The sequence below is a fragment of the Chitinophaga pinensis genome (assembly GCF_007896845.1).
Lineage (GTDB): Bacteria > Bacteroidota > Bacteroidia > Chitinophagales > Chitinophagaceae > Chitinophaga > Chitinophaga pinensis_C.
Window position 1 is genome coordinate 1 of sequence record NZ_VOHS01000094.1, and the last position, 8,158, is coordinate 8,158.

Genomic DNA, 8,158 nt, shown 5'->3' on the forward strand with positions numbered 1-8,158 from the left:
TCTCTTCGTTTTCTATTTTTTCACGGGTGTTATCATTGGTAAGAAACAAAAAAGGTTTTGGGTCTTGCATAAGCTTGTCGGATTAAGTTAGATAATATAGAATAATTGTGGCGGGAAATGGCAGACGTAATACGTCTAAGGAGAGGCATGAGACTAAGTCGAAGTCGAAGTCGAAGGGACAATGGAGCAGTTGAATTGTTAACAATAGCTTTTACTTTGGTAGTGAAAATGTTTGGGTAATACATAACTGATATTTTGTAGTTAATTATTTGTCCGGTGATCCGGACGGGTTAAGATTTCAATTGCAAGTTTAGGAAAAATACAAACCGGTGATCATCTCACTGCGAAGTTTGTGAAAAAAATTTCATTCGATAAAGCTTATCCTACGTTCATCTTACGTTCATGAACGTAGGATGAACGTAGGATAAGCTTTATCGAATGAATGTCTGTAGTGATGTTGACGACGGAGCGCATAGATTTTAATGTTAATGACCCAGAAAATCTTTAATAGCACTGTGATACACCGTACTTCCCGGCCGTGCCTTATATGCAGCCTTTAATACAGGATCCTGTACAATGCGCTTTGCATATTTCACCGCCTCAGCGAATCTCGATTGCTCCTGCAGCTGCGCTGCGGAAGGGATTACGTTGCTCATGTCAGGATATTTGGTAATGAACGTACTTCCCTTCCTGCTCTTCAGACTAAACCGCTGACCGGTAGCGTTTTTACTAACCTTATACCCGGTTAATAAGGGGTTGTTTGTTTTTGCCATAGTGATGTTTTTTCTTAAAATTAGACAACTCACGGATGCGGTTTTTACGCAATTATTGGCTTATTGATGTGGTAAATTTTCTTCTACAATATTTAAATGCGTTAATAATGCAGGTGTACCTTTGTGAGGTTTGTCCGTATTGGTTAGTAGTTTTTATTGGGCTGTTTTGTAGTGAGTTTTTAGGAGGAGGTGGATTTTTTGCTTTGGAAAAAAGGGGTAACTTAATTGAAGATTGATGTGAGAGAAAAGGTTTTGATGTGGGAGATGCCCAAATGGCGGAATTGGTAGACGCGCTGCACTTAGAATGCAGTTCCCTTGAGGTGTGCAGGTTCGAATCCTGTTCTGGGCACAAAAGCGGAAAGGTCGGAGTTGTCTCCGACCTTTGCTTTTTAATATTGTCAAGGTCCGCTATGGGCCTGCTTATTAGCTCGAGGATGACATTCGGTTCGGTGGTTCGAAATTTGTTTTCTGAGAAAATCAGCTTTTCTGCGAAGATCGAAGCAATGATTTGTTTTTTGCCGATTGGGGAAGCTGAAACATAGCGAGTAGCAATGTTCTTCATGATTTCGCCGCCTTGGGAAAGGTATTCCTGGTAGTTGTCGTTGGTGGATAATAGCTTCGTTTCTTCTTTTCTAGTTCTTCTATTTTCTTGGTAAGATCTGTCTTGATCTCTTTAAATTCCTCTGCTGTAAATTCATCGTCTAAGCGTAAAGAGCGGGCGTTTTGTATTCTTATATATAGTTTGTCTATTTCGGCCTGTGTTTCTTTCAGCTCCTTCTCCTTCCCTTGGTTATCCTTCTTTAATGAATTACTGATAAGCTGGCAGTAATAGTCGATGATAGGTGCATTGACTGCTATCTGACCTAACTGCCTTACAAATGCTTCATTGGCTGTATCTGCCCGGAAACGCTCTTTGCACAGTTTTACGGATTGGCAATGATAGTAATAATAGATACCGCCGTTGCCCTTTGATCCACTCCCACTTAATAGCCTTCCGCAGCGAGGGCAGATTAGGAAGCCCCGTAAGGTTAATTGCTGGTCAATTTCTGTGAAGGTATTTACCCTGACGTTTCGCTTCTTGCCCTTCAGGACATCCTGAACATCATCAAATAGACTTTCAGGAACAATTGCTTGATGGAAACCCTTTACACAATGAGCGGGTTCGTTCTTGTAGGCAGCTATAGAGACCATTCCACAATAAACAGGGTTACGTACAAGACTCCAAAATTGACTACGTCCTACCTTTAGCCCTTTTCTATTGACCATACGTCGGAGTGTATCAATAACCCATATCCCTCTGGATAATTCTTCAAATGCCCAACGGACTATCTCAACCTTTTCGTTAGGTACAAGTAAGGTCTTGTTCTGAGCATCACGCCCATTCTTATAGCCGATTGGAGCAATGCCCAGATACCTCCCCTCTTTCTTGGCTCGCCGCATACCGTGGAGCGTATTTAGGGCCCGCCGGTCATTTTCAACCTCTGGTCTAGTAAGATAAATAGCCAACATAATCTTGCTTTCAGGTATATCCATGTCCAAGCGTTGTTCCATGGACTGAGGTTCTACAGATAGCCTTTTCAGTTTCCCAATCATCTCATAAGCAGCAGCGACATTACGGGAGAAGCGATCCCATTTAGAAAATAATATCAGGTCGGCAATGCCTTTGTTCTTACTAATTACATGCAACATCTTTGGAACTCTGTCCTGTCAAACGTCTTTGCCGAATGGCCTTCCCTGTAAATGCCGACCACCTGGATATTCTCCTTCTCACAATAACGTATTAATACATCTTCCTGATGAGCCAAACTATAACCATCAACCTGCTCGTCTGTGCTGACTCTTGGATATAGGAATGCGTTTCTTTGAGTGATCATTGTTGTAGTCTTTAATGTGATGGATTTGTGGATTTGATTGTTCATAGATGTTCAGATCAATAGCAGCAAGACGATGTATAAAGTCTATTATTATGGTAACTTCTTCGTCTATATAAGAGTATTGACCTGTCTGGAGGATTCGTTTTGCTTCCTTAATTGAGGGCTTGGCGGGTAACTGGCGTTGGACTTCATGTTTCATATGATTGAATAAGAAGCCAATGTACAACAGCTCAAAATTTCACTTTCCCTCTTTCGCACAGAATGTTATGTTTCGTTACCAAATTGTTCGAATTTGTCCAGATTATTTTCCGAGTTTCAATCGTAAACTAAATTTCAGGATCGTTGAAATCAGTGCAACCCGATTTCCGGGCGATAGACACCTAGTTGGGTAATAGTCAATTTCTATTTGACCGCGAGTTGAAATCCTTTTGACTTTTAGTTGAAAAAGATTGAAACAAGTTAAAAAGAGTCGGAAACTGGTAGATATCGAACCAATCGGATAGTGAACCGTTATATATTTTGTTCTCCATATCTCTGTTTTAATATTACACTGCCTGCTTCCACTAATCGAACAATGTCCTCACACAGAATAATATTAAATGATGCATTGCAATCCTGATCACTACATGCCATTATTAAAAGTGATCTCAGATGCTCCCTAAATTCAGGCAATGGATAAGAGTGAAAGAAATCTGAAACGACCGACATCGGATCAGAAATCTCTTCAACTGTCAATTCCAATGGCTTCTCGTGCCATTCAGGTAAATTTCTCATATGGATATAGTTATTTTTTATGGTTGGTAATAGAAGCCTGCGGAGGAAGAATCCATTACCTGTGTTTCCTTCAAGATAAAACCCTTACGCTTTTCAGTGATGGATTATTCACGAACATTTGCATCAATATTCTTTTACAATATGGGTTTGACCTTAATCCCCTCTTGGAAGCGTTATTACGTTACTTGTGCTTGTCCCATTTGAACGCCCGATCATGTATTTGACACATAACGAGGGATTCATAGATTGGGATGATGATGCTTATCTGTTTTTGTTAAAAACAGTATATGTATCATGATCTGTGGCTATAGGAGCCAGACGATATGAGTCGAATTTATTAGGTTGCCACTTCAAATTTGAACATACACATTCGCGGAACAAGGCCGGTACATTTTCCAACACGGTGACCAAATCTTTTATCATTGTGTTGGCACATGTGTCTGAAGACTTTAACATATTCTGAATAGGCTTTTGTGACGTGTTCAGCCTTTTCTTCCAGTTTAGTGATCGTTTCAGCAACAGCTGAAAAACAATAGAATGCTGATATACTCTTAAAACATGCTCAACATCTCTGGTGGACATTATATCAGTCTTCCCTAGGATATCAGCATTTATATTCGACTTCAACCTTGTTTTGCTCCATCTAAGCCCCTTACAGATAGAGCTAGTGAATTCATCTGGTGCATGTTCCAGGGATGTCATCAAGTCATTTAAAAAATTGTTAGAATAGTTTTTTATTTCAGTCATTCTGTTTTGCTTTTTTATGTTTTACATAACTGGTTAACATTTCTTTTAGATCTTTCCTTTTATCGGTTTCTCTAGTGTGCCTACAATGACCATCTCATGTGAGGGCTTAACAGATTTTGTTCTTGTGGCATCCGTCACGATAATTATCGGTATTGCAGTCAAGGGACTATCTCTGAAAATGGATAAGAAATCAGGATCGGAAAATTCCTTATACCATTCCGAGATAATAAAATTGGGCGCTCCTTTCAACGTATAACACAAATACTCTTCTATCAACTCATGGAAATTGGAACAAACAATTGGTATGCAGATGTCCATATTATCAAGAACATTTGTCAGTCCACACCTAGCCACCAGGTCATCATCAACCAAACAGATTGATAGCTTCCTTCTAGTTCGTACAGGAATCATAGTGGGATTTTTATTCCATTGGCTGGACTAAGAAATGACACCTTGGAATTATTAACAATGGTTTGGGTGTATTCTATATTAAGTTCTATTTAGCGACACATTTAATCGTTCAAGCACACCAAATTACAGACGTGACTATCTCAAAAGGCATGGCAGGCTTGCTTGAATGACTGTTTCGTATTTCTCACTAAGTACTCGTATCACACCCCCTAATGAGTCAATACACTTCTTAGCCATGTATAGGTTCGCGCCCCAATTGCTGGCCAATGTCATCGAACCATTAAGGGGTTTAAATAGGTTTTCAACCTCGGCATTAGACATTTGCTTTCCTTCACTTTTGACGCTAAATGAAAGTCGTTCAGCCGCCGCTTCGACCAATATGAATACCCTCGTGGATTTCTTACTGTGTGCATATGCAATATGTATAAGACTGGATATAATAATGTCCAACATGACCTTATCGGTTAGTGCGTTCTGACTTGATTCAACTGTGTTGCTTATTTCAATCACCCTGCCTGTCGAATCTTCGTATAATTTAAATGGAGCTGTAAGCTCGTCAACAAAGATTGCTAGATTGAACTTGGTCATATTAGGGTTTAACGTGAAGTCACCTCTACCAAACTTTACTTTATGATTAATATCCTGTAATAAATGTCTGCTCCGGGTCACAATCAGGCGAAATGTGCTTATGTAACAGGCTACTTCTGGCCTGGTTGCAAATAGATGAAATTCGTGTTCCTCCATCAGCCTGTTCATCGCAACTTCTGCAAGACCCAATTGAGCATCAATCATATCTACTATTACCAACAACAGCTTGGCATATATGCAATTGGTACATTCTTCACCTGTCCGATGCTCTTGTGATGAACACGCCAGAATATGCCCAGCCTCAATTATTCTTTGAAGATCAACATTGAATGATGCCGTAAAAATGCCCTTGATACCATGCAGAATAGATTCTAAGCTATACTTTGCGAAAACCTTATTGAATACCTGTAATGGATATTCTGTTTCGCTTTTAGTAAGCAATGACTGGCTAGTCCCACTCTTTTCAGAGTAAGTCATTTGTTTCTTCATTTTTAAGATTTACAGTTTTAGATAATAGGATCCTGGACCAAGATGGATATCTTGGCTACCGTTTTGCTAATCCTGTAAGTTTCGAATGATTTTTGGAAGTGTATAGGCGTAAGAGAGCAGAACCTTTTTAAAAGAAAAAAGGCGTAAGCACATCTTGCCGCCGTGGAGCCAGTCGAAGGGCTGTATGCAGACAAGAAGGCCCACGCCAATAACGTGAGCACTCTCCTTATCATCCTAGCATACCTGAGAATTTCGACTTTCCACGGGCTGGATTAAGTAAGAAGCGAGCTTCAATTAAATATTCTTGAGGCTGTAAATGTACAAAACTATCCTGTATCCGTATTAGTTATACGTATATCCTGTTTCATATAGTTAATTTGATAATTGTGAGTGTAAGATAAGAAATAAAAATACATGGACAAGTACATGTGCTAAATATTTTTAGAATATTTTTATTCGCCGGCAAAAAGATGAATATTAAGTCCCCGTTGGACCAATATGTTATTGAAAAGGTAAAGGAAATGAGAACTGCCAGGAAAGTAAGTCAGATTGATTTGTCGCAGGGGGCTGGATTTAATGATGCGTTTGTGGGCCATTGTGAGAATCCCAAAAGACGGGAGAAGTATAATCTTCAGCATTTAAATGAAATAGCAAAGTTCTTTGGATGTTCAATAAGAGATTTTGTCCCTGACAAGCCAATCTAATAATTACGAAGGAACAGCTTGGATACGTTGTCGTTTTCCCTTACGATAACAATTAGCAATCACAAGAATTAAGGAAGCCATAATAACACAATTGGATATACATGATTGGTTATTTCCAAATCATGATGCCTAATCAATCAATGGTCAATAAATTCCTACAACACCAATTAAGATCAGAATGCTCACATAATCTTAGTTCCAATTAAATTTTACCAGCAACTGTAAGAGTTGATTAATAAATAAATATAACATACCTATCTATTTAAGTCTTATTATTTATGTTCTGTAAATTGATCATTTTAGACATAAAATAAAAACTATTAATTATACATTACTTGATATAATAGCTTTTTTGTAAATTCACTTATGGCAAAGAGATCTAATAGACCGCTTAATAATATGGAATTAGTGGAGCACTTTTTGGAAAATGTTCTATCTCTAGACTTGGACAGCGATGAAATCTATGCAATGGTGCCCAAGATTGTCTCAACAGAACTTAATATTGAGAACTTTGATGAATCTTTGATTAGTATTACCAGCAAATCTTATCGTGCATTTAAATATAGAAAGGATAATGCACGTATTAAATTGTGGGAACAAATCGTTAGAGAACTACTATCGATGAAACGATTGAAAAATGATGAAGGTATTAAATTGAAAAAGGGTGGAGCATTTCCTAATTCTGGAGTTAAAGTAGGCGGAGAAGCCTATATTGTTATCGGTTTACCTGCATCTGGAAAATCAAGTATCTCAAATAAAATAGCAGATGATTTTGGTGCAATCATTCTTGATTCAGATTATGCGAAGAGAAAATTACCAGAATTTAATGCACTACCTTTCGGAGCTACATTAGTTCATGAGGAGTCAGATAGAATAGTATTTGGAGATCCTAGCAATAAGCAAGAATTTAAGTCACTATTTGACCACTGTATTGAACTAAATGCTAATATAGTTATTCCAAAGATTGGAAGTAACGTCAAAGGCATAAACATGTTAATAGATACGCTATTGACAGTGGATTACGGAATAAATCTAACACTTTTGGAGTTGGATAGGGTTAAAGCTACTAAACGCGCATTAGACCGATTCATGACAACTAAAAGATATGTGCCTTTAAGCTTGATTTTTGACACCTACGGGAATCATCCTACAATCACTTATTTTAAAATAGTTGAGCAGCGAAAGAACGATTTGAAAAGTTACGGTATTATAAGTAATGACGTCGAAAAAACAGCCCTCCATTAAAAGTGTTCTCGAGTAACGAGCACAATCCCGCAAATTTGTATTAGTATGAATAGTAAAAAAAGGCCGATAAGAAACAATATCCAGTCATATATAGCTACATATATGAACGGGAACTTGAGGATATTAACAGGTTAAAAAATAGTGTGGAAAGCAATCCTAAGATAGTTGTCAAAGAAGGACCGAAATAGATCCCAATAAGATTATTATCAAATTCGAATATTCAAACGGAGCGCTTATACCTGTATACCAAAAAAAGTTGACAAAACTGGCCTATCCACACCAAAACGAGGCACTACTGAAGTGTCAAAAATCCAGTTAAGATACCGCCTACCAGCCAAAGAATAGCGCTATTACAAAGTCAGGCAAGACTCCTCTTTCTACAAAACCAGTTCAGCAAGCGAAGAAGGAAACGACTAAGACAAAAATCAAAAAGAAGAGAGAGAATTAAATCACCTTCATATATTAAGTAAATGCTATTAATTTTTGTTTAGGTAAAAAAACTACGACTCATTAAATGTGGTCCATAAACTAATTTTTACGGATTATCCCCTAC

The 8,158-nt window shown here is 38.1% G+C and carries 5 protein-coding genes, 1 tRNA gene and 1 pseudogene; 3 read left to right on the forward strand and 4 right to left on the reverse strand.

The window, feature by feature from the left end; genetic code table 11:
* Positions 1-485 precede the first annotated feature (485 nt).
* Positions 486-773, reverse strand: coding sequence for a hypothetical protein (locus FEF09_RS30250; RefSeq protein ID WP_146308620.1), 288 nt, complete (start codon positions 771-773; stop codon positions 486-488).
* Between the two features lie 266 nt (positions 774-1,039).
* Between FEF09_RS30250 and FEF09_RS30255 the strand changes: the two genes are divergently transcribed.
* Positions 1,040-1,122 (forward strand) — tRNA-Leu (locus tag FEF09_RS30255).
* Positions 1,123-1,331: 209 nt separating this feature from the next.
* Here FEF09_RS30255 and FEF09_RS30260 read toward each other — a convergent pair.
* From FEF09_RS30260 to FEF09_RS30275, 3 genes and pseudogenes are all read right to left on the reverse strand, one after another.
* Positions 1,332-2,213 carry a recombinase family protein gene (locus FEF09_RS30260; RefSeq protein WP_409994917.1) on the reverse strand — a complete coding sequence of 294 codons (882 nt, stop codon included), beginning with the start codon at positions 2,211-2,213 and terminating at the stop codon, positions 1,332-1,334.
* A 30-nt stretch (positions 2,214-2,243) separates the two neighbouring features.
* Positions 2,244-2,692, reverse strand: a pseudogene (locus FEF09_RS35275) (recombinase family protein); the annotation flags it as partial.
* A 2,022-nt stretch (positions 2,693-4,714) separates the two neighbouring features.
* Positions 4,715-5,656, reverse strand: coding sequence for an ATP-binding protein (locus tag FEF09_RS30275; protein ID WP_146308624.1), 942 nt, complete (start codon positions 5,654-5,656; stop codon positions 4,715-4,717).
* Between the two features lie 521 nt (positions 5,657-6,177).
* Between FEF09_RS30275 and FEF09_RS30280 the strand changes: the two genes are divergently transcribed.
* Both FEF09_RS30280 and FEF09_RS30285 read left to right on the forward strand, forming a co-directional pair.
* On the forward strand, positions 6,178-6,360 hold the full coding sequence (locus FEF09_RS30280; RefSeq protein ID WP_261387983.1) for a helix-turn-helix transcriptional regulator: 183 nt from the start codon (positions 6,178-6,180) through the stop codon (positions 6,358-6,360).
* A 366-nt stretch (positions 6,361-6,726) separates the two neighbouring features.
* Positions 6,727-7,605, forward strand: coding sequence for a zeta toxin family protein (locus FEF09_RS30285; protein WP_146308628.1), 879 nt, complete (start codon positions 6,727-6,729; stop codon positions 7,603-7,605).
* The last annotated feature ends 553 nt before the right edge of the window (positions 7,606-8,158 follow it).